We start from the raw sequence: 22,478 nt of genomic DNA on the forward strand, positions 1-22,478 counted from the left end.
TGGACAACCAGTTTCCGCACGCTAGGGTCTGGCGAACAGGGACGTTACTGATCGGTAAGGGGTATCGGCATGCAGCTCGGGATCAACCTCGGCTACTGGGGTGCCGGAATGGACGCGGACAACCTGGAGGTCGCGAAGGAGGCCGACCGGCTCGGGTACGCCGTGTGCTGGGCCGCCGAGGCCTACGGATCGGACGCGGCCACCGTGCTCAGCTGGGTCGCCGCCCAGACCGAGCGCATCGACGTCGGCTCGGCCATCTTCCAGATCCCGGCCCGCCAGCCCGCGATGACCGCGATGACCGCAGCCACCCTCGACTCGCTCTCCGGCGGCCGCTTCCGCCTCGGCATCGGCGTCTCCGGCCCGCAGGTCTCCGAGGGCTGGTACGGCGTCAAGTTCGACAAGCCGCTGGCACGCACCCGTGAGTACGTCGAGATCGTGCGCAAGGCGATGACCCGCGAGCGGCTGTCGTACGAGGGCGAGCACTGGACGCTGCCGCTGCCCGGCGGCCCGGGCAAGCCGCTCAAGCTGACCGTGCACCCCGAGCGCGAGCACATCCCGCTGTACATCGCCGCGATCGGCCCGAAGAACCTCGAGCAGACGGGTGAGATCGCCGACGGCGCCCTGCTGATCTTCCCCTCGGCCGAGCACCTCGAGGAGACCACGATCAAATACCTGCGCGCCGGGCGGGAGAAGGCCGGCAAGACCCTCGACGGCTTCGACGTCTGCCCGACGCTCCCGCTCTCCGTCGGCGAGGACAAGGACGTGGCCACCCTCGCCGACGCGTTCCGGCCCTACACCGCGCTGTACGTCGGCGGCATGGGCAGCGCAAAGCAGAACTTCTACAACCAGCTCGCCCAGCGCATGGGGTTCGAGGCGGCGGCCGCCGAGGTCCAGGAGAAGTACCTGTCCGGCGACAAGCAGGGCGCCGCGGCCGCGATCCCGCACGACCTGATCGACAAGACGGCGCTGCTCGGTTCCGTGGACCGCATCGCCGACCGGATGAAGCAGTACGCGGAGGCCGGAGTCACCACCCTGAGCCTCAACCCGGCCGGCTTCACGCTTCAGGAGCGGATCGCCTCGCTCCGCGCCGGCACCGAGGCCCTGGAGCGCGCCGGACTGGCGTAACGCACGAGCCGGGCTGCGGGGGAGAGGTTTCTGCGGCCGTGGTGGGGGCTCGGGGGTCTTCCCCGCCACGGCCGTCACGGGGAACAACGCGCCCGGGCGCGCGCGGTTACGCTTCCGAACCGACCCCTTGGGTCCTCCTTTTGGCCGAGTTGTCCGACACAGCTGTTGCAGCACCTCTGACAGCGCATTTGACTCGTTCTTTGCGGAACCCGCCGGAATCCGGCAGGGACTGGCAGAACCGAGACCGGCAGAGAGGTGCCCGCGATGCTTTCGGCCAGGAGTCTTTTCCAGGAGATCCTCGACGACGACGAGTCGTTCGCCCTGTTCTGCTCCATCGCGGCCAGCGGTGAGTCCCAGGGCGGCTGGGAGAACGGGCGGATCGCCGCGCTGGTCCCCGACAGCCACCGCGCACTCGCCCCCAGGATCACCCGGCACGGCGCCGACGAGGACAAGCACGGGCGGATCTTCAACGCCCTGATGAAGAAGCGCGGGCTCGACCCCGTCCCCGTACCGCCCGAGACCGACTACACGATGCTCCTGGAGAAGAACGGCATCGGGCTCCCCCACGAGAAGCTCAGGAACGACGAGCCGCTCACCGTGCAGGACATCGTCACCTACCTCTCCCACAGCCGGGTCACCGAGCAGCGCGCCTCCGAGCAGATGGACCTGCTGCGCCGGCACTTCGCCGACCACCCCGACATCGGCCGCGCGGTGCGGATGATCTCCGACGACGAGGACAACCACCTGGCCTACTGCCACGAGGAGTTGCTGCGCTTCGCATACGCCGGACACGGCCGTGCCATCCAGCGCACGCTGCGGGAGTGCGCGCTCGCGGAGATCCGCATCTACCGGGACGTCAGCCTCGCCGTCATGGACCACATGGGACGCATCCTCGGCTGGCCGAGGGCCAAGTCGGCGCTGCTCGCGGCCGGTATCCACGCCGTCTACGCGTACGAGCGGTGCGCGGGCTGGCGGCGCATGGTGAGCCTGCGGATGCCCGAGCGGCGCGACGCGCTGGGCGGACCCGCCACGACGGCACCCGAGTTCGCCTGAGCTACAGCCAGCCCCGGTGCTTGAAGAGGCGGTACAGCAGCACCTCCAGGGCGGCCATCGCCAGGATCACCGCCGGGTACGACACACGCCAGTGCAGCTCCGGCATGTGGTCGAAGTTCATGCCGTAGATCCCCGCGATCATGGTGGGGATCGCCGCCATGGCCGCCCACGCGGAGATCTTCCGCATGTCGTCGTTCTGCCGCACGCTCATCTGCGCGAGATGCGCCGACAGGACGTCCGAGACCAGCCGGTCCAGGCCCTCCACCGACTCGTTCACGCGCGTGAGGTGATCGCTGACGTCCCGGAAGAAGGGCTGTGCCTTCTCGTGCACGAAGGGCACCCGGACGCCGAAGACGCCGCCGCCCGCGAGCCGGGCCAGCGGCTGCGCCAGCGGGCCCGTGGCCCGGCGGAACTCCAGGACCTGCCGCTTGAAGGCGTAGATGCGGGATGCCGTGTGCCGCGAGCCCCCGGCGATCGGCGAGAACACCTCGGCCTCCAGCTCCTCCAGGTCGGTGCCGAGCTCGGCCGCCACCTCCAGGTAGTGGTCGACCACGGCGTCGGCGATCGAGTACAGCACCGCCGTGGGCCCGTGCCGGAGCATGTCGGGCTCCTCCTCCAGCCGGTGCCGCACGGCCGCGAGCGGCGCCTCCTCGCCGTGCCGCACCGTCACCACGAACGAGTCGCCGATGAAGACCATGACCTCCCCGGAGGTGACGATGTCGCTCTTCGCTTCGTATCCGACCGGCTTGAGGACCATGAACAGCGAGTCGTCGTACACCTCCAGCTTGGGCCGCTGATGCGCGTTCAGGGCGTCCTCGACGGCCAGCGGATGCAGCCCGAACTCCTCGGAGACCCGCTCGAACTCCTTCTCCGTCGGCTCGTACAGACCGATCCAGACGAAGGCGTCGTGCCCGCGACGGCACTGCGCCAGGGCGTGCGAGAAGTCCGCGGGCCCCTCCGTCCGGCGCCCGTCCCGGTAGATGGCGCAGTCGACGATCACGGAGCGTATTCTCCCGCCCCAGGCCCCCCGACGCACCCCGGCGTATGCCTACCCTTGGCCGCATGCCCACGCTGATCCTGGTCCGGCACGGACGTTCCACCGCCAACACCGAGGGGGTGCTCGCCGGCTGGACGCCCGGTGTCGCCCTCGACGAGCGCGGCGCCGCGCAGGCCGCCGCCCTGCCCGGGCGGCTCGCCGGGCTGCCGATCTCCGAGGTCGTCAGCAGCCCGCTGCAGCGCTGCCAGGAGACGATCCGGCCGCTGCTCGACGCCCGCCCCGAGCTGACCGCGCACACCGACGAGCGGATCGGGGAGGCCCACTACGGCGACTGGTCCGGCCGCAAGCTGGCCGAGCTCAAGGACGAGCCGCTGATGGAGGTCGTGCAGGCGCATCCGTCGGCCGCCGCGTTCCCCGGCGGCGAATCGATGCGCGCGATGCAGACCCGCGCCGCCGAAGCCGTACGAGAATGGAACGCGCGCGTGGAGCGCGACCACGGCGCCGACGCCGTCTATCTGATGTGTTCGCACGGCGACATCATCAAGTCGCTCGTCGCTGAGGCACTTGGGCTTCATCTCGACCTGTTCCAGAGGATTTCCGTTGAACCGTGTTCCATCACCGCGATCCGTTACACACGTCTGAGGCCGTTTCTTGTACGGCTCGGTGACACCGGCGATTTCGCGTCGCTGGCGCCGCGCGAGGAACCCCCGGCCGGGGACGCCCCGGTCGGGGGCGGTGCGGGCGCACCGTGATCGTCGGGCGCAGTAGGGTGAAGCGGTCGCAGTAGCGCCGCCCCCGTCCGCACCAGCAGGCCGTGCGGTCATCCGGTCCGATGTCGATCCACGATTCCAGGAGACAGGACGTGTCCCGTCAGGTGTTCCTCTACGACCCCCCGGACCGCTTCGTGGCCGGTACGGTCGGTATGCCCGGACGCCGTACGTTCTTCCTCCAGGCCACCGCGGGCCCCCGTGTGACCAGCGTGGCCCTGGAGAAGACCCAGGTCGCCGCCCTTGCCGAGCGCATGGACGAACTGCTCGACGAGGTCGTACGCCGCAGTGGCGGCAGCGCCGCCGTCCCGGCCGTGGCCTCCGCGGAGATCTCCGACACCGATCCGCTGGACACCCCCGTCGAGGAGGAGTTCCGGGTCGGCACCATGGCCCTTGCCTGGGACGGCGAGGAACAGCGCATGATCGTCGAGGCGCAGGCCCTCGTGGAGCTCGACGCCGACTCCGAGGAGGACCTGGCCGAGGCGGAGGAGCGCCTGCTCCAGGACGAGGAGAACGGACCCCCGATGCTGCGGGTCCGGCTGACCGGCGCGCAGGCACGGGCCTTCGCCAAGCGCGCCCTCGACGTCGTCAACGCCGGGCGGCCGCCGTGCCCGCTGTGCAGCCTCCCGCTCGACCCGGAAGGACACGTATGTCCGCGCCAGAACGGATACCGCCGCGGAGCGTGACGACCGACGAGCCGCTCGCCGATCTGCTCACCCACGGCGAGCTCACCGTGCGCGGCCGTATCCGCGAGGCGTCCAACGCGGCGCTGTACTGCACGCTCTCCCACGAGGGCCGGGAAGCGGCCTGCATCTACAAGCCCGTCGCCGGTGAGCGGCCCCTGTGGGACTTCCCCGACGGCAACCTCGCCCGTCGCGAGGTGGCCGCCTACGAGGTCTCCGAGGCGACCGGCTGGGGGCTCGTCCCGCCCACCGTGCTGCGGGAGGGGCCGTACGGCGAGGGGATGGTCCAGCTGTGGATCGAGGTGAGCCCCGAGGCCGAGCTGCTCGCCCTGGTCGACGGTGAGGAGCCGGAGCCGGGCTGGAAGGCGATCGGCTTCGCCGAGGTCGGCGAGGGGAAGACGGCGCTGCTGGTGCACGCCGACGACGAGAGGCTGCGCCGGCTCGCCGTGCTCGACGCAGTGATCAACAACGCGGACCGCAAGGGCGGCCATCTGCTGCCCACGGCCGACGGCCGGTTGTACGCGATCGACCACGGCGTGACCTTCAACACCGAGAACAAGCTCAGGACGCTGCTGTGGGGGTGGGCGGGGGAGCCGCTGGACCCGGCGGCGGTCGACGTCCTCAAGACCCTCCAGGAGGCCCTCGGCGCCCAAGGAGCGCTGGCCAGGCGGCTGGCGGGCCTGATCACGGAGGCCGAACTCGACGCCACGCGCGCGCGTGTCGCCGTACTCCTGGAGTCGGGCAGGCATCCCGAGCCGAGCGGCGAGTGGCCTGCGATTCCCTGGCCACCGGTGTAGAAGCAGACTGGCGGGCATCTCGCAAGAGGGCCTTACCAGCCATCCGGCCCGGTCCGGTTCGTATACGGAAGTTCCGTCCGGTTAGGCTCATGACATGCATGCCTGGCCCGCTTCCGAGGTCCCCGCCCTGCCTGGTCAGGGCCGCGACCTGAGGATCCACGACACCGCGACCGGCGGCCTCGTCACCCTCGCCCCCGGTCCCGTCGCCCGTATCTACGTCTGCGGCATCACGCCGTACGACGCGACCCACATGGGTCACGCGGCGACCTACAACGCGTTCGACCTCGTTCAGCGCGTGTGGCTCGACACCAAGCGCCAGGTTCAGTACGTCCAGAACGTCACCGACGTGGACGATCCGCTGCTGGAGCGGGCGCAGCGCGACGGCATCGACTGGGTCGCCCTCGCCGAGAAGGAGACCGCCCTCTTCCGCGAGGACATGACCGCCCTGCGGATGCTGCCGCCGCAGCACTACATAGGCGCGGTCGAGGCGATACCCGGCATCGTGCCGCTCGTCGAGCGGCTGCGGGACGCGGGCGCCGCCTATGAACTCGAAGGCGACATCTACTTCTCCGTGGAGTCCGACCCGAACTTCGGCAAGGTCTCGGGTCTCGACGCGGCGGCCATGCGGCTGCTGTCCGCCGAGCGCGGCGGCGACCCTGACCGTCCCGGCAAGAAGAACCCCCTCGACCCGATGCTGTGGATGGCCGCCCGCGAGGGCGAGCCCAGCTGGGACGGGGCTTCGCTCGGCCGCGGTCGCCCCGGCTGGCACATCGAGTGCGTCGCCATCGCCCTGGACCACCTCGGCATGGGCTTCGACGTGCAGGGCGGCGGCTCCGACCTCGCCTTCCCGCACCACGAGATGGGCGCCTCGCACGCCCAGGTGCTGACCGGCGAGTTCCCCATGGCCAAGGCGTACGTCCACGCCGGCATGGTCGCCCTGGACGGCGAGAAGATGTCCAAGTCCAAGGGCAACCTGGTCTTCGTGTCCAAGCTGCGGCGCGACGGCGTGGACCCGGCCGCGATCCGGCTGGCGCTGCTCGCCCACCACTACCGCTCCGACTGGGAGTGGACCGACCAGGTGCTGGAAGACGCCGTGGCGCGACTCGGGCGCTGGCGCGCCGCCGTCTCCCGCCCCGACGGGCCGCCCGCCGAGGCCCTGGTCGAGGAGCTGCGCGAGGCGCTCGCGCACGACCTGGACGCCCCGGCCGCGCTCGCCGCGGTCGACCGCTGGGCCGCGCTGCAGGACGCCGAGGGCGGTACGGACATCGGCGCACCCGGTGTGGTGTCGCGGGCCGTGGACGCTCTGCTGGGCGTGGCCCTGTAGCCGCAGCCGGCTGGGCACGGGCAAGGGGCGCTTCCTCGGTGGAGGAAGCGCCCCTTGTGTCACTTCGTGTGGGTCGGACCGCCTGGATCAGACGTGTGGATCAGATCCTGCGGATCTGGATGCTGCGCAGGACCTGCGGTGAGCCGGAGTCCCAGATGCCGACGACCTGGTGGCCGAACGCGAAGGCCTCCTGGACCTGGTCGTGGGTCTGGGGGTTCGGGTTGGCGAAGATCCTCAGCTGGCCGTTGATGCGCAGCGCGATCAGGCTGGGCTGCCCCGGAAGCGGCTGCACGACGTCGATGTAGCCGTCCGCGATCCCGGCCTGCAGCACCTGCTGCTGGACCTGCTGCTGAGCGTGCTGCACGGCGAGCTGGGCGATCTGGTGGAGCTGCTGCTGCACCTGCTGCTCGTGCTGTTGTTGCTGCTGCTGACCGTAGCCCTGGTGCTGGCCGAGCTGCTGAAGCAGCTGCTGGAAGGGCTGCTGCTGGCCGAGCTGCTGGAGCTGCTCCAGCGAGCCCATGCCCATGCCCGTACCCATGGGCTGCTGCTGCCCGAACGGCTGCTGCTGGCCGTAGCCCTGCTGCTGTCCGAACGGCTGCTGCTGGTACTGCTGGTAGGGCGACGTGCTCGGGAACTGCTGGCCCTGCTGTTGTCCCAGTTGGCTCATCTGCGGGGTGGTGCTCATGCGGGTGTCACCTTCCCTTGATGGTTGGGATTCGTCAGCCCGTGACGACCAGGCCGACGATCTCGTCGTCCGAGAACCACACTCGGACGTCGGGCCGTCCCCCCGCGAAGGCGGAGTGCACCGCCTGGCGGATCTCCGGGGACGGGTGGTTCAGGTTCCGCCAGGCACCGGCCACGAACAGCCTGAGCCTGGGCGGGAGTTCACGGGGGTACGGCAGCAGCTCGTCCCAGTACCGTTCGGCCTGGCCCGAGCCGACCGCCTCCGGCAGCAGATGGGTGACCGCCGCCTTGATGTCGGGCCGGTTGCCGATCCGCTGCGAGGCGGGCCGGCCCGGCGCGTCCTGCTGCGGGGAGCCCGTGGCCCGCAGTACGGCGCGCGCACGCTCCGGGGACATCGGCTCCTGGGCGGCCGCCTTGAGCATCCCTTGCAGCGCCGCCAGCGCGCCGACCACCACCGGGGAGGCGGAGGAGGTCCCGGAGAACGTGTCCGTGTACCAGGCGATCTCCTCGGGCCCGCCCTGCAGATCGCCGGGCTTGTCCCAGAAGCCGCCGGTGGTCGTGACCTCGCGCCCCCAGCCCTGGGCGTCCAGCCGGGCGCCGTAGTTGGAGAACGCGAGCCTGGAGCGGTCCGGGCCGTGGTCGCGGCCGTGCGTGCCGGGCGGCGGAGCGCCCGCGCCGACCAGGACGGCACCGGAGGACTGGTTGGAGGGATTGAAGGGGTTGCGCCACCACTCGGGGAAGTCGTCCGGCCGGCGCTCGTAGACGGCGTCGTCCAGCGACTCGGCGCCGTTGCCGGCCGCCTCGACGACCAGGACGCCCTTGGCGGTGGCGTACCGGATCGCCGCGAAGTCGTCCGGCCACCACTCGACGGCGACATAACCGCGCTGGTCGTCGCGCTCGGCGTACTCGAACCGCGGTCCGGGGCGGTGCAGTTCGATCAGCACGATGTCGCCGGGGCCGAGCCGGTCGGCCGCCGCATGGATCGCGGCCGCCGTGCCGATGCCCTGGAAGGACGCCGCCGCGGTCACCGCCTCGGGCACGATGCCGTTGACGCCGTACTCATTGCGGTCGCCGCCGATCACGCCGATCACGGCGGTGCCGTGGTTGCGCCAGGCGAGGTCGGTCAGCGGGGTGCCGACCACGACGCCGGCCAGCTTGGCGGCCAGGTCCTCATGGCCCAACTGCCAGGCGCCCTCGACGTCGATGACCGTCACCCCCTGACCCGAGCCACCGGGGCGCTGCCAGGCCCAGTGGGCGTCTATCCCCTCGGGTGCGGGGCGCAGATAGCCCTGCCGGCTGCTGAAGTCGGGGGTGACGGGCGCCCCTTCCTTCAGCCGGCCGCTCTCCTCCGCCAGGGAGGCCGGTACGGCACCGGGCTTGATGTACGCCGTCTCGATGCCCGGCAGCGCGGCGATCCGCGAGCGCAGTTCCTCCCGGCGGCTCTCGCCGCCGCGCACCCGGTAGAACATCGCGAGATCGGGCACGCCGCCGTCGCTCGGGGCGGCGGACTGCTGGAGCCGCTCCTCGCTGCCGAACAGCGGCTCCAGCGCCAGCTGTTCATCGCTGAGGAACATGTTGAGAGCGGAGACGTCGGCTCCCGCGGCCGAGCGGACGCCCTCGGCCTGGGCGCGCAGCCGGGCCTCGGGACGGGCGACGACGATCAGTTCCCGCTCGGCTCCTCGATAGGTGAATCCCGCTCCGTCTGGCCCCGGCCCGGACGTTCCCGGCCCTTGCGCCGGCTGTACCTGGTCGCTCATCGGTACCGCTCCCTTCGGTCCGTGCGGGTGCGCCATCGGTGCACAACCAAGCACGGTCTCGGCGAGGCGTCCAGACCGTCTTCACCAACTCGGTTTGAAAACAAGTTGAATTGGGTAGCGTGTGCAATCCGTCTTGAAACAGAGGTCACGTAGCAAACCGGCCAAAGTCTGCGGTGTCGTCCGTCATGGGACGGGGCGAGGGAACGCAGAGAGGGCGGTGCGCAAGCTGCGCACCGCCCTCACCGGTCGATCCCGCTAGTCCTCCGAGGACTCCTCGTCGTCCGGACCCGGCTTCGGTGGCTTCGGCGGCTTGTTGCGACCGCCGGGGTTGTCCCGCAGGTACGACGTGCTGTCGCTGCCGTCCGCGGTCGCGTGTCCGCCGCTCGACGGGCCTCCGCCGTCCCGGCGCCGCAGATACCGCTCGAACTCGCGGGCGATCGCCTCGCCCGAGGCCTCCGGCAGCTCCGCGGTGTCCCGGGCCTCCTCCAGCGTCTGCACATACTCCGCGACCTCGCTGTCCTCGGCGGCCAGCTGGTCCACGCCGACCTGCCAGGCGCGCGCGTCCTCGGGCAGCTCGCCCAGCGGGATGCGCACGTCGATCAGGTCCTCCAGGCGGTTGAGCAGGGCCAGCGTCGCCTTCGGGTTCGGCGGCTGCGACACGTAGTGCGGCACCGCCGCCCACAGCGAAACCGCCGGCACGCCCGCGTGCGTACAGGCCTCCTGGAGGACGCCGACGATGCCCGTCGGGCCCTCGTACTTGGTCTCCTCCAGGTCCATGCGCTGCGCCAGGTCCGCATCGGACGTGGTGCCGCTGATCGGGACCGGCCGGGTGTGCGGGGTGTCGCCCAGCAGGGCGCCCAGCACCACCACCAGCTCCACACCCAGTTCGTGCGCGAAGCCCAGCAGCTCGTTGCAGAACGAGCGCCACCGCATCGACGGTTCGATACCCCGGACGAGTACGAGATCGCGCGGCTTCTCGCCGCCGACCCGGACCACCGACAACCTTGTCGTCGGCCACGTGATCTTGCGCACCCCGCCGTCCATCCACACCGTGGGGCGGTTCACCTGGAAGTCGTAGTAGTCCTCGGCGTCCAGCGCCGCGAACACCTCGCCCTTCCACTCCCTGTCCAGATGCGCGACCGCGGTGGAGGCGGCGTCGCCGGCATCGTTCCAGCCCTCGAACGCGGCCACCATGACCGGGTCGATCAGCTCGGGAACCCCCTCGAGCTCGATCACCCAGGCCTCCTTCCGACGTGCCCTCGCTTGACCACCCAACCTTACGGCGTGCGGCGGGGGCGCTCGCAGCCCCCTTGCACGGGGGAGTGAACGGATCACTGCCCCGTCCGGGGCCCTCGAACACCCATGATCGCCGTCGCGGGCCCCCGTGCGGGAAGCGCTCAGAGCGTCGAGCGCAGCCACTGCTCCACGCTCGCGATGTGCACCGTCGCCCAGGACCGCGCGGCCTCCGCGTCCCGGTCGCGCAGCGCGGCCAGGATCGCGCGGTGCTCGTGCAGGGTGCGGCTGACCGCGTCCTCCTGGGTCAGACCGCGCCAGATGCGCGCTCGGGTGGTCGGCCCCGACAGACCGTCCAGCAGCGAGCAGAGCACCGAGTTGCCGGAGCTCTGCACGATGCCCCGGTGGAAGTCGAGGTCACAGGCGACCAGCTCCTCCACCGACGGAGTGTCCCCGAGTTTCTCCAACTGGGCGGAGAGCGCGTCCAGTTGCTGCTCGCTGATCCTGGAGGCGGCCATCGCCGTGGCGGCCGGTTCCAGGATGCGGCGCACCGCCAGGAACTCCAGCACCGTGTCGTCGCGGTGGAAGTCGACGACGAAGCTCAGCGCCTCCAGCAGCAGCTGCGGATCGAGGCTGGTCACATACGTGCCGTCGCCCTGCCGCACGTCCAGGATCCGGATCAGCGACAGAGCCCGCACGGCCTCCCGCAGCGAGTTGCGGGACAGCCCCAGCTCGGCGGCCAGTTCGCTCTCCTTGGGCAGCCGGTCGCCGGGGCGCAGCGCGCCGGAGACGATCATTCCCTTGATCTTCTCGATCGCCTCGTCGGTGACTGCCATGGGCGGCCTCCCTGTCGTTCAGACCTGTCGTTCAGACATCCGATGTATCAGGTCATTATGCGGGTTCAGTGGGCTGAACGTGGTGCCGAATGCTCAGCTCGGGGCGAGAATCTCCAGGTCGGCGAGGACGGCGCCCTCGTCGGGGTCCTCAGGTCACGGTCCCGCATCAGCACCCGCCCGTCCATGCAGGTGGTCATCCGGCAGCCGGCCGGAGGCGACCTCCAGAACCCCCCGCTCTGTCACCAGCCCCGTCACCAGGCGGCCCGGCGTCACGTCGAACGCAGGGTTGTGGCCCCGCGACCCGGCAGGCGCCATCCGTATGCCGCCCCACTCCAACACCTCGGCCGCGCCGCGGAGTTCGATGTGGATGTCGTCGCCGGTCTTGGTGGCCAGGTCGACCGTGGTCGTGGGGGCCGCCACCAGGAACGGGATGCCGGCGTCGGCGCAGGCCAGGGCGACGCCGACGGTGCCGACCTTGGTGGCGGTGTCGCCGTTGGCGGCGATGCGGTCCGCGCCGACGACCGCCGCGTCCACCCCGCCGCGCAGGAGCGTGCCGGCCGCGGCGCCGTCGGCCTGGACGTAGTGCGGGATGCCCTCCTGGGCCAGTTCCCAGGCCGTCAGGCGGGAGCCCTGCAGGAGGGGGCGCGTCTCGTCGGCGTAGACGACCTCGAGGCGTCCACGTGCGTGCAGTTCACGGATGACGCCGAGGGCGGTGCGTCCGAGCCGTACATCGAGCACGAGCACAACCACTGGCACGAGGGCCTGGACGACCTGGCGACGGCCTTCCGCGCCGACACCCGCCTGCGCACGGAGGTCGCCGACCTCCGCCACGCCTTCATGACCAGCGCCCAGGCCCTTCTCCACGGCGACCTGCACACCGGCAGCATCATGGTCGGCACCCGCGAAGGCGCCCCGGTGGTGCGGGTCTTCGACCCCGAGTTCTCCTTCGTCGGCCCGATCGGCTTCGACCTCGGCCTGTACTGGGCGAACGCGCTGGTGTCGGAGGAGCGGGCACGAGCCCTGGGCGCACTCTCCGACCACACGGACCAACTCCGCCTGTCCTGGCAGGCGTTCGAGACGGAGTTCCGCCACCTGTGGCCGACCCGGGTGGACACCTTCTTCGGCGACGCCTACCTGGACCGCTTCCTGCGCCGGGTCTGGCCGGAGTCCCTCGGCTACGCGGGCACGGAAATCATCCGCCGCATCATCGGCTTTCGCCCACCCGACGGATCTGACGGACCTGGAGGACCCGGTACCGGCGTCCCGGCGTGCCCTGCTGCTGGGACGCGAACTGATCGTGCGCCGCGGTGAGTTGGCGGACGTGGCAGCCGTGCGCGAGCTCGCCACCTCACTGGGCTGACGGGGCGTCGAACCACTCCTTGCCGGCCGCCCAGTGCTTCACCCAGCCGGCAAAGCCGGGCTCGGAGGTCGTGAAGCCGAACTCCGAGCCGAACGGCATCGCGCCCACGTCGGTGATGTGCCATATGTGCCCGCGGTGAGGGCCGCTGACGACGAGATGCCAGTTCATCGCGCACCCGTCCGTACCCAGCACGATCGACCCGTGGTTGAGGACCTGCCCGATGACCGCCTCGGGATCCTCGTACGGCCCGTCGTCCTCCTCCCAGAGCCAGGCCGCCGTGAGCGGGAACGGCTCGCCCGGCCTGCGCCCCGTCCCGTCGTCCGCCCAGTCGTCGGGCAGGTCGGCCAGCCCCACGAGCCCGTACTCCGGCGGCCCCTGGCGCGACCCGTCCGACAGCTCCGCCACGAACGTCCGATACGGCTCGGGCAGCACCACCCCGTGCTCCGCCTCGAAGGCGCGCACCGCGTCCCAGCCGAGTGCCGACTCCCCGCCGTCGTCCACGCCGAACGCCGCGCGGAGCGCGGCGAGATCCTCGGCACCGGCCTGATCACTGTTCATGCGCCCATGAAAACACCCGCCACTGACAACGACGGGCGTACGCGAAAAGGGCGGCTCCGTCGGCGCGGAGTCGCCCTTCTCGCGGATCCGGCCCCCTAGGGGAGAGAGGCCGATCCCCGATCGTGCCGGCCCTGGTCAGGGAAAAGGCCGGCGCGAGGTCACTTCTTGTCGAGCAGGTCCTGGACCTTGGCGCGGACCTCGTCCGTGGCCAGGCCCCGGATCGTCAGCGTCGTACGACGCCGCAGTACGTCGTCCGCCGTCTCGGCCCACTCGTGGTCCCGGGCGTACACCACCTGCGCCCAGATCTCCGGAGCGTCGGGGTGGACACGCTCGCCCAGCTCCGGGTTCTCGTTGGCGAGGCGGGCGATGTCGAAGGACAGCGAACCGTAGTGCGTGGCCAGGTGCTTGGCCGTGTCGGCAGCCATGCGCGGACCGGGCGCCGGGTTGTCCACCAGCAGTCGGTGGGCGACCGCGCGCGGGTTGGCGACACCCGGCAGCGGCAGCTTCTTCGGCAGCGAGGAGATGGGCTCGAAGTCGTCACCCAGGGGAGCGCCCGGCAGCGCCTCCAGCTTCTGCATCACCGTACGGCCGATGTGCCGGAAGGTCGTCCACTTGCCGCCGGCGACGGACAGCATCCCGCCCCGGCCTTCCGTCACGACGGTCTCGCGCTTGGCCTTCGCCGTGTCGCCGGGGCCGCCCGGCAGCACGCGCAGACCCGCGAAGGAGTACGTGATCAGGTCTCGGCTGAGCTGCTGGTCCCGGACGGAGAACGCCGCCTCGTCCAGGATCTGGGATATGTCCTTCTCGGTGACCGAGACATCCGCCGGGTCGCCCTCGAACTCCTCGTCGGTCGTGCCGAGAAGCAGCATGTCCTCCCAGGGGAGGGCGAAGGTGATGCGGTACTTGTCGATGGGGGTGGCGAGCGCGGCCTTCCAGGGGGAGGTGCGCTTCAGGACCAGATGCGCGCCCTTCGAGAGCCGGATCGACGGCGCGGCATTCGGGTCCTCCATACGGCGCAGGTGGTCGACCCACGGGCCGGTCGCGTTCAGCACCAGACGGGCGTTGACGCCGAACTCGTCACCCGTCGTACGGTCCTTGAGGTCCGCACCCGTCACCCGGCCCTTGGTGAACCGGAGACCGGTCACCTCGGCGTGGTTGAGGACGACGGCGCCCGCCTCGACGGCCGCGCGGACCGTCATCAGCGCCATGCGCGCGTCGTTCATCTGGTCGTCGCCGTAGACGGCGACGGCCTTGAGGTTCTCGGTGCGCAGCTCGGGCACGTCCTGCGCCGCCTTGGCGGGGGACAGGAGGTGGCCGACGCCGTCACCGAACGCGGAGAGCGCGGAGTAGGCGAAGACGCCCGCCCCCAGCTTCGCAGCGCCGTGCGGCCCGCCCTTGTACACGGGGAGGTAGAACGTGAGCGGGTTCGCCAGGTGGGGGGCCACCTGACGAGACACCGCACGGCGCTCGAAGTGGTTCTCCGCCACCAGCTTCACCGCGCCGGTCTGCAGATAGCGCAGACCGCCGTGGAGCAGCTTGGAGGAGGCGGAAGAGGTGGCGCCGGCGAAGTCGCCGGCGTCGACCAGCGCCACCCTGAGGCCGGACTGCGCGGCGTGCCAGGCGGTGGAGATGCCCAGGATGCCGCCGCCGATCACGAGGAGGTCGTACGACGCCTTGGCGAGCTGTTCCCGGGTCTCGGCGCGGCTCGGGTTGGAGCCGGAGGCCGGGCGCGTCCCCAGGGCAGGCACGGACTGCAGGGTGGACTGACTGGTCATTTCGGGTTCTTACTCCTCATCAGAGCTTTCGAGGGACTTGGCAGAGCCCTCGTCAGCTCTCTTCGTCCTCGATCCAGCCCATGGTCCGCTCGACGGCCTTGAGCCAGGTCTTGTACTCACGGTCGCGGGTCTCCGCGTCCATGCGGGGGGTCCACTCGGCGGCCCGGCGCCAGTTGGCACGCAGGTCGTCGGTGCTGGTCCAGAAGCCGACGGCGAGACCGGCGGCGTAGGCGGCACCGAGGCAGGTCGTCTCGGCGACCATGGGGCGCACCACGGGGGCGTCCAGGAAGTCCGAGAGGGTCTGCATCAGCAGGTTGTTGGAGGTCATGCCGCCGTCGACCTTGAGGGCCGCGAGCTCGACGCCCGAGTCCTTGGTCATGGCGTCCGTGATCTCACGGGTCTGCCAGGCGGTGGCCTCCAGGACGGCGCGCGCGAGGTGCGCCTTGGTGACGTACCGGGTGAGGCCGGCGATCACACCGCGGGCGTCGGAGCGCCAGTGCGGGGCGAACAGACCGGAGAAGGCCGGCACGAAGTAGGCGCCGCCGTTGTCCTCGACCGAGAGCGCGAGCGTCTCGATCTCGGCTGCGGTGGAGATCAGACCCATCTGGTCGCGCATCCACTGCACCAGCGAACCGGTGACGGCGATCGAGCCCTCCAGGGCGTAGACCGGCTTGTCGTCGCCGATGCGGTAGCCGACGGTGGTCAGCAGGCCGCTGTACGAGTTGATGATCTTCTCGCCGGTGTTCAGCAGCATGAAGGTGCCGGTGCCGTAGGTCGACTTGGCCTCGCCCTCCGCGAAACAGGTCTGGCCGAACAGGGCCGCCTGCTGGTCGCCGAGCGCGGAGGCGACCGGGATGCCGCCGAGCAGCTCGCCCAGCTTGCCGCCCTTGATCTCGCCGTAGACCTCGGCGGAGGAGCGGATCTCCGGCAGCATCGCCAGCGGGACGCCGATGGACTCGGCGATCTTCTCGTCCCACTCCAGCGTGTGCAGGTTCATCAGCATGGTGCGGGAGGCGTTGGTGACGTCGGTGTAGTGCTTGCCGCCGTCGACACCACCGGTCAGGTTCCAGATGACCCAGGTGTCCATGGTGCCGAAGAGGATGTCGCCCGCCTCGGCGCGCTCGCGCAGGCCCTCGACGTTGTCGAGCAGCCAGCGGGCCTTGGGGCCGGCGAAGTAGGAGGCCAGCGGAAGGCCCGTCTCGCGGCGGAAGCGGTCCTGGCCGACGTTGCGCCCGAGCTCCTTGCACAGGGCGTCGGTGCGGGTGTCCTGCCAGACGATGGCGTTGTGGACGGGCTCACCGGTGTTCTTGTCCCAGAGCAGCGTGGTCTCGCGCTGGTTGGTGATGCCGATGGCCTTGATGTCGTCACGGGTGATGCCGGCCTTCTGGATGGCTCCGGCGACGACTTCCTGGACGTTGGTCCAGATCTCGTTGGCGTTGTGCTCGACCCAGCCCGGCTTCGGGAAGATCTGCTCGTGCTCCTTCTGGTCCACGGAGACGATACGTCCGTCGCGGTCGAAGACGATGCAGCGGGAAGAGGTGGTGCCCTGGTCGATCGCGGCGATGAAGGGGCCGGCGGTGTGGGCGTCGGTCACGGTGTGCTCCTGAAGTTCCGTGGATAGGGGCTGTCTGTACGGCGCGGTGCTGTTTAAGTGCGGTGAAGGCTGGTGCTCTTAAGCAAAAGCGACGTTGTAGATGCCTGCAGCGATCGCGGCGCCGATCAGGGGACCGACGACCGGGACCCAGGCGTAACCCCAGTCGGAGCCGCCCTTGTTGGGCAGGGGCAGGAGGGCGTGCACGATGCGCGGACCGAGGTCACGGGCCGGGTTGATCGCGTAGCCGGTCGGACCGCCCAGGGACAGACCGATGGAGACGACGACGAGCGAGGTGATCAGGGCACCCAGGACACCCAGGCCCTTGCCGCTGTCGTTGAGGCCCTGCGTGAGGACGGCGAGCACCAGCACGATGGTGCCGATGACCTCCGTGGCGATGTTCTGCCAGGCGACCCGGACCTCGGGGCCGGTGGAGAAGATGCCCAGGACCGGGCCGGCGCCCTTCTCCTGGGCCTCGACGGCCTTGGCCGCCGTGGCCTGCGCACCCGGACCGCCGACGATCTCCTTGTCGGTGAGGTGCGCGTGGAACTGACCGTAGTAGGCGACCCAGACCAGGGCCGCGCCGATCGCGGCGCCGAGCAGCTGCCCGCCCCAGTAGACCGGGACGTCGCTCCAGGCGATGCCGTCCTTCTTGAGCGCGAGTGCGAGCGTGACGGCCGGGTTGAGGTGGGCGCCGGAGAGCGGCGCCGAGGTGTAGACCGCCGTGAGTACCGCGAAGCCCCACCCGAAGGTGATGGCCAGCCAGCCGGCGTTACGGGCCTTGGAGGCCTTCAGCGTCACGGCGGCGCAGACGCCGCCGCCGAGCAGGATGAGTATGGCGGTACCGATGGTCTCGCCGATGAAGATGTCGGAGCTGGACACCCGCGACTCCTTTGTCCTTCGTCCAGGGGACCGAACCCCGGGTCCCTCCGGGAGTTCGAGCTGCCCTCGGGGGTGAGAGCGAATACCGGCCCTTGGCGTTGTCACACTCTAGCGCGTATTGCCGGTAGGTGTTCGACAATGCCGACCGATGGACGGGAGTCTTGCTCCGGCGTCAGGGGTGCGTCAAGGGCTCTGTTCGCGAAAATGCGATCGTTATCGATCGCCTGTGAACAGTCGATCTTGCAGGTCAGATGCGTATGACTGCGTACGGCCGGGTAACAAGCACCGCGCGTACCGACCGGGCGGTTCGCCCGGCCGTCTCCGGGCACGGCAGAGGCCGGGACGTCGCCCGACGCCCCGGCCCTCTCCCGCGTCTCGCTGTGCCGCTCAGAACCGCCCGGCGCCCAGGTCCCGCGAGACCGCACGGGCGCAGTCGCGCACCGCGGCGATCAGCTCCGGGCGCAGCTCGCCGTCCCGGCACAGCCGCTCCACGGCGCCGGTGATCCCCACCGCGCCCACGGGCATCCGCCGCCGGTCGTGGATGGGCGCGGCGACGGACGCGACGCCCTCCCAGGTCTCCTCGACGTCGGCCGCGTAGCCCCGCGCACGCGAGAGGTCGAGGATGTGCTCGAAGTCCTCCTGCTCGCACACGGTGCGGTCGGTGAAGGGCTTGCGGTCGGCCTCGATGGCCTCGCTGTGCGCGACCGGGTCGTAGGCCGACAGGACCTTGCCCAGGGCCGTGGAGTGCAGGGGCTGCATGGCCCCTATCTCCAGCACTTGACGGCTGTCGTCGGGCCGGAAGACGTGGTGCACGATCAGTACGCCCTGCTGGTGCAGGACGCCGAGATACACGCTCTCCCCACTGGACCGGGCCAGGTCGTCCGTCCACACCAGGGCGCGCGCCCGCAGCTCGTGCACGTCGAGATAGGTGGTGCCGAGACGCAGCAGTTCGGCGCCCAGCTGATAGCGCCCGGAGGCGTCGTCCTGCTCGACGAAACCCTCCTGCTGGAGGGTGCGCAGAATCCCGTGGGCGGTGCCCTTGGCGAGGCCCAGTGACGAGGCGATGTCCGAGAGGCCGAGCCGTCGCTCGCCGCCCGCGAGCAGCCGCAGCATCGCGGCCGCCCGTTCGAGCGACTGGATGTTCCGTGCCATCGCCGTACTGCCTCCGTCCCCTTCGACCGTCGACGTAGCGACGTCGCTGCCGCTGTTCGGCAATGTCGAACACTACCGGTCGATGTCGACCTCCCGCTAATGGTCGGTCCGTTTCCGTCGGGTTCTGTTGTGTCACTGGTATCCCGGCAGTGACCTGCCCGTCATCCTCGTCCGTCCCGTGGACGCCCCTGACCATCCCAGGCCGACCACGGTTACCCTGGCGAGGTGCGCCTGCCGGGGGCAGATCCCGGACAGACGCAAAGCCGACAGCCGTCGCATCTAAGGGAGCCCCTTCATGGCCTCGTCGCCACAGACCCCTTCCGCCGACAGCCGGACCCGTGTGTCCGAGCTTCGTGAGGCGCTCGCCACCCGAGTGGTGGTCGCCGACGGAGCCATGGGCACCATGCTGCAGGCGCAGGACCCCACGCTGGACGACTTCCAGCAGCTGGAGGGCTGCAACGAGGTCCTCAACGTCACCCGCCCCGACATCGTCCGCTCGGTGCACTCCGCGTACTTCGACGCGGGCGTGGACTGCGTGGAGACCAACACCTTCGGTGCGAACCTCACCGCTCTCGGCGAGTACGACATCCCCGAGCGTGTCGCCGAGCTGTCCGAGGCCGGCGCCCGCATCGCCCGTGAGACGGCGGACGAGTTCGCCGCCCGCGACGGCCGACAGCGCTGGGTGCTCGGATCGATGGGCCCCGGCACCAAGCTGCCCACCCTCGGCCACACCACCTTCACGGCCATCCGTGACGCCTACCAGCAGAACGCCGAGGGCCTGCTCGCCGGCGGCGCGGACGCGCTGCTCGTCGAGACCACCCAGGACCTGCTGCAGACCAAGGCCTCCGTCCTGGCCGCCCGCCGGGCCATGGAGACCGCCGGGTACCAGGTCCCGCTGATCGTGTCGGTGACGGTGGAGACGACCGGCACCATGCTGCTCGGCTCGGAGATCGGCGCCGCACTGACGGCCCTGGAGCCGCTCGGCATCGACATGATCGGCCTGAACTGCGCGACCGGCCCGGCCGAGATGAGCGAGCACCTGCGCTACCTGGCCCGCCACTCGCGCATCCAGCTGTCCTGCATGCCCAACGCGGGCCTTCCGGTCCTCGGCAAGGACGGCGCCCACTACCCCCTCACGGCGCCGGAGCTCGCCGACGCCCAGGAGACCTTCGTCCGCGAGTACGGTCTCTCCCTCGTCGGCGGCTGCTGCGGCACCACCCCCGAGCACCTGCGCCAGGTCGTCGAGCGGGTCCGTGACCTGGCCCCCACCGAGCGCAACCCCCAGCCCGAGTCGGGTGCCGCCTCCCTCTACCAGACCGTGCCGTTCCGCCAGGACACCTCGTACCTGGCGATCGGCGAGCGCACCAACGCCAACGGCTCCAAGAAGTTCCGCGAGGCCATGCTGGCCGGCCGCTGGGACGACTGTGTGGAGATGGCCCGCGACCAGATCCGCGAGGGCGCCCACATGCTGGACCTGTGTGTGGACTACGTCGGCCGGGACGGCGTCGCCGACATGGAGGAGCTGGCCGGCCGCTTCGCCACCGCCTCCACCCTGCCGATCGTGCTGGACTCCACCGAGGTCGACGTCATCAAGGCGGGCCTGGAGAAGCTCGGCGGCCGCGCGGTCATCAACTCCGTCAACTACGAGGACGGAGACGGCCCCGAGTCCCGCTTCGCGAAGGTCACCAAGCTGGCGCAGGAGCACGGCGCCGCACTGATCGCGCTGACCATCGACGAGGAGGGCCAGGCCCGCACTCCGGAGAAGAAGGTCGAGATCGCCGAGCGGCTCATCGACGACCTCACCGGCAACTGGGGCATCCACGAGTCGGACATCCTCATCGACACCCTGACCTTCACCATCTGCACCGGTCAGGAGGAGTCCCGGGGGGACGGCATCGCCACCATCGAGGCGATCCGCGAGCTCAAGCGCCGCCACCCGGACGTACAGACCACGCTGGGCCTGTCGAACATCTCCTTCGGCCTCAACCCGGCCGCGCGCATCCTGCTCAACTCCGTCTTCCTCGACGAGTGCGTCAAGGCGGGCCTGGACTCGGCGATCGTGCACGCCTCGAAGATCCTGCCGATCGCCCGGTTCAGCGAGGAAGAGGTCCAGACGGCCCTCGACCTCATCTACGACCGCCGCGCCGAGGGTTATGACCCGCTGCAGAAGCTGATGGCCCTCTTCGAGGGCGCCACCGCGAAGTCGCTGAAGGCCGGCAAGGCCGAGGAGCTGGCCGCCCTCCCGCTGGAGGAGCGCCTCAAGCGCCGCATCATCGACGGCGAGCGCAACGGCCTGGAGGCCGACCTCGACGAGGCCCTCCAGACCCGCAAGGCCCTCGACATCGTCAACGAGACGCTCCTGGACGGCATGAAGGTCGTCGGAGAGCTGTTCGGCTCCGGCCAGATGCAGCTGCCGTTCGTGCTCCAGTCCGCCGAGGTCATGAAGACCGCCGTCGCCCACCTCGAACCGCACATGGAGAAGGTCGAGGGTGACGAGGCCGGCAAGGGCACCATCGTGCTCGCCACCGTCCGCGGCGACGTGCACGACATCGGCAAGAACCTCGTCGACATCATCCTGTCCAACAACGGCTACAACGTCGTCAACCTCGGCATCAAGCAGCCGGTCTCCGCGATCCTGGACGCCGCCGCCGAGCACAAGGCCGACGTCATCGGCATGTCCGGGCTCCTGGTCAAGTCCACGGTGATCATGAAGGAGAACCTGGAGGAGCTCAACCAGCGCGGCCTCGCGGCCGACTACCCGGTCATCCTCGGCGGCGCGGCCCTCACCCGCGCCTACGTCGAGCAGGACCTCCACGAGATCTACGAGGGCGAAGTCCGCTACGCCCGCGACGCGTTCGAGGGCCTGCGCCTGATGGACGCGCTGATCGGCGTCAAGCGCGGCGTGCCCGGCGTGACGCTGCCGGAGCTCAAGCAGCGCCGGGTGCGGGCGACTTCGGCCGTCGAGGTGGAGGAGCACCCCGAGGAGGGGCACGTCCGCTCCGACGTCGCCACCGACAATCCGATTCCCACCCCGCCCTTCTGGGGTACCCGCGTCATCAAGGGCATCCAGCTCAAGGAGTACGCGAGCTGGCTCGACGAAGGCGCCCTGTTCAAGGGCCAGTGGGGCCTCAAGCAGGCCCGCACCGGCGAGGGACCGACGTACGAGGAGCTCGTCGAGACCGAAGGCCGGCCGCGGCTGCGCGGTCTGCTGGACCGGCTGCAGACCGACAACCTGCTGGAAGCCGCCGTGGTCTACGGCTACTTCCCGTGCGTCTCCAAGGACGACGACCTGATCATCCTGGACGAACAGGGCAACGAGCGCACCCGCTTCACCTTCCCGCGCCAGCGCCGCGGCCGCCGGCTGTGCCTGGCGGACTTCTTCCGCCCCGAGGAGGCGGGGGAGACTGACGTGGTCGGCCTGCAGGTCGTCACCGTCGGCTCGCGGATCGGCGAGGAGACGGCCCGTATGTTCGAGGCCAACGCGTACCGCGACTACCTCGAACTGCACGGCCTGTCCGTCCAGTTGGCTGAGGCGCTCGCCGAGTACTGGCACGCGCGCGTGCGTTCCGAGCTGGGCTTCGCCGGCGAGGACCCGAGCGAGATCGAGGACATGTTCGCCCTGAAGTACCGCGGTGCCCGTTTCTCCCTCGGCTACGGCGCCTGCCCCGACCTGGAGGACCGCGCCAAGATCGCCGACCTGCTGCAGCCGGAGCGCATCGGGGTCCACCTCTCCGAGGAGTTCCAGCTGCACCCGGAGCAGTCCACCGACGCGATCGTGATCCACCACCCCGAGGCGAAGTACTTCAACGCCCGCTGAAAAAGCCCGGCGGAAAGGTCCCCCGACGGCACATCGGCGCACGTCAAGGCGGCCCCCGGCGGTATACACGATGTGCCCCGGACCACG

The 22,478-nt window shown here is 70.3% G+C and carries 17 protein-coding genes and 2 pseudogenes; 8 read left to right on the forward strand and 11 right to left on the reverse strand.

Annotation, left to right across the window (positions count from 1 at the left end; all coding sequences use genetic code 11):
- The first annotated feature begins 69 nt into the window (after positions 1-69).
- Positions 70-1,125, forward strand: coding sequence for an LLM class F420-dependent oxidoreductase (locus ACWC1K_RS21550; RefSeq protein ID WP_450833424.1), 1,056 nt, complete (start codon positions 70-72; stop codon positions 1,123-1,125).
- Positions 1,126-1,389: 264 nt separating this feature from the next.
- The gene (locus tag ACWC1K_RS21555) at positions 1,390-2,178 is read left to right on the forward strand and encodes a ferritin-like domain-containing protein (RefSeq protein WP_450833425.1); all 789 of its coding nucleotides are present in this window, start codon (positions 1,390-1,392) and stop codon (positions 2,176-2,178) included.
- A 1-nt stretch (position 2,179) separates the two neighbouring features.
- On the opposite strand, the gene corA is transcribed toward ACWC1K_RS21555, so the two are convergent.
- Positions 2,180-3,178 carry a magnesium/cobalt transporter CorA gene (corA, locus tag ACWC1K_RS21560; RefSeq protein ID WP_450833427.1) on the reverse strand — a complete coding sequence of 333 codons (999 nt, stop codon included), beginning with the start codon at positions 3,176-3,178 and terminating at the stop codon, positions 2,180-2,182.
- 62 nt (positions 3,179-3,240) lie between these two features.
- Here corA and ACWC1K_RS21565 point away from each other — a divergent pair, with 62 nt between their 5' ends.
- The 4 genes from ACWC1K_RS21565 (at position 3,241) to mshC (ending at position 6,746) form a co-directional block, all read left to right on the forward strand.
- On the forward strand, positions 3,241-3,927 hold the full coding sequence (locus ACWC1K_RS21565; RefSeq protein ID WP_450833428.1) for a histidine phosphatase family protein: 687 nt from the start codon (positions 3,241-3,243) through the stop codon (positions 3,925-3,927).
- Between the two features lie 110 nt (positions 3,928-4,037).
- Positions 4,038-4,628: a DUF3090 domain-containing protein gene (locus ACWC1K_RS21570; protein ID WP_389075517.1), complete on the forward strand. Its 591-nt coding sequence runs from the start codon at positions 4,038-4,040 to the stop codon at positions 4,626-4,628.
- On the forward strand, positions 4,592-5,422 hold the full coding sequence (locus ACWC1K_RS21575) for an SCO1664 family protein (protein WP_450833429.1): 831 nt from the start codon (positions 4,592-4,594) through the stop codon (positions 5,420-5,422). Before ACWC1K_RS21570 ends, ACWC1K_RS21575 begins: the two co-directional genes overlap by 37 nt.
- A 94-nt stretch (positions 5,423-5,516) precedes the next feature.
- Positions 5,517-6,746, forward strand: a complete 1,230-nt coding sequence (gene mshC / locus ACWC1K_RS21580) for a cysteine--1-D-myo-inosityl 2-amino-2-deoxy-alpha-D-glucopyranoside ligase (RefSeq protein ID WP_450833431.1) — start codon at positions 5,517-5,519, stop codon at positions 6,744-6,746.
- 100 nt (positions 6,747-6,846) lie between these two features.
- Here mshC and ACWC1K_RS21585 read toward each other — a convergent pair whose 3' ends face one another.
- The 5 genes and pseudogenes from ACWC1K_RS21585 to ACWC1K_RS21605 all read right to left on the reverse strand — a co-directional run.
- Positions 6,847-7,431 (reverse strand): hypothetical protein, encoded by a 585-nt coding sequence (locus ACWC1K_RS21585; RefSeq protein ID WP_450833433.1) that lies wholly within the window; start codon positions 7,429-7,431, stop codon positions 6,847-6,849.
- Between the two features lie 34 nt (positions 7,432-7,465).
- Positions 7,466-9,187, reverse strand: coding sequence for a S8 family peptidase (locus ACWC1K_RS21590; protein ID WP_450833434.1), 1,722 nt, complete (start codon positions 9,185-9,187; stop codon positions 7,466-7,468).
- A 255-nt stretch (positions 9,188-9,442) separates the two neighbouring features.
- Positions 9,443-10,423 (reverse strand): PAC2 family protein, encoded by a 981-nt coding sequence (locus tag ACWC1K_RS21595; protein WP_450833436.1) that lies wholly within the window; start codon positions 10,421-10,423, stop codon positions 9,443-9,445.
- Between the two features lie 161 nt (positions 10,424-10,584).
- Entirely contained in the window at positions 10,585-11,256 is a 672-nt protein-coding gene (locus ACWC1K_RS21600; RefSeq protein WP_344404324.1) for a FadR/GntR family transcriptional regulator, read from the reverse strand.
- A gap of 153 nt (positions 11,257-11,409) precedes the next feature.
- Positions 11,410-11,973, reverse strand: a pseudogene (locus tag ACWC1K_RS21605) (S-methyl-5-thioribose-1-phosphate isomerase); the annotation flags it as partial.
- On the opposite strand from ACWC1K_RS21605, the pseudogene ACWC1K_RS21610 reads away from it, so the two are divergent.
- Positions 11,974-12,616 (forward strand): annotated as a pseudogene (locus ACWC1K_RS21610) (phosphotransferase); the annotation flags it as partial.
- Here the strand turns inward: ACWC1K_RS21610 and ACWC1K_RS21615 are convergent.
- The 5 genes from ACWC1K_RS21615 to ACWC1K_RS21635 all read right to left on the reverse strand — a co-directional run bounded on the left by ACWC1K_RS21615 (position 12,605) and on the right by ACWC1K_RS21635 (position 18,574).
- A complete protein-coding gene (locus tag ACWC1K_RS21615; RefSeq protein WP_450833437.1) occupies positions 12,605-13,174 on the reverse strand; it encodes an SMI1/KNR4 family protein in 570 nt (189 codons plus the stop codon). The pseudogene ACWC1K_RS21610 and the gene ACWC1K_RS21615 sit on opposite strands and share 12 nt — an antisense overlap.
- 158 nt (positions 13,175-13,332) lie before the next feature.
- Complete coding sequence (locus tag ACWC1K_RS21620) at positions 13,333-14,949, reverse strand: FAD-dependent oxidoreductase (protein ID WP_450833438.1); 1,617 nt, start codon at positions 14,947-14,949, stop codon at positions 13,333-13,335.
- Between the two features lie 52 nt (positions 14,950-15,001).
- Entirely contained in the window at positions 15,002-16,543 is a 1,542-nt protein-coding gene (gene glpK, locus ACWC1K_RS21625) for a glycerol kinase GlpK (RefSeq protein WP_450833439.1), read from the reverse strand.
- A gap of 78 nt (positions 16,544-16,621) precedes the next feature.
- Positions 16,622-17,422, reverse strand: a complete 801-nt coding sequence (locus tag ACWC1K_RS21630) for an MIP/aquaporin family protein (protein ID WP_450833441.1) — start codon at positions 17,420-17,422, stop codon at positions 16,622-16,624.
- A 387-nt stretch (positions 17,423-17,809) separates the two neighbouring features.
- A complete protein-coding gene (locus ACWC1K_RS21635; protein ID WP_099927649.1) occupies positions 17,810-18,574 on the reverse strand; it encodes an IclR family transcriptional regulator in 765 nt (254 codons plus the stop codon).
- 295 nt (positions 18,575-18,869) lie between these two features.
- Between ACWC1K_RS21635 and metH the strand changes: the two genes are divergently transcribed.
- The gene (gene metH, locus ACWC1K_RS21640; RefSeq protein ID WP_450833442.1) at positions 18,870-22,391 is read left to right on the forward strand and encodes a methionine synthase; all 3,522 of its coding nucleotides are present in this window, start codon (positions 18,870-18,872) and stop codon (positions 22,389-22,391) included.
- Positions 22,392-22,478 lie beyond the last annotated feature (87 nt).

The sequence above is a fragment of the Streptomyces sp. NPDC001492 genome (assembly GCF_053597275.1).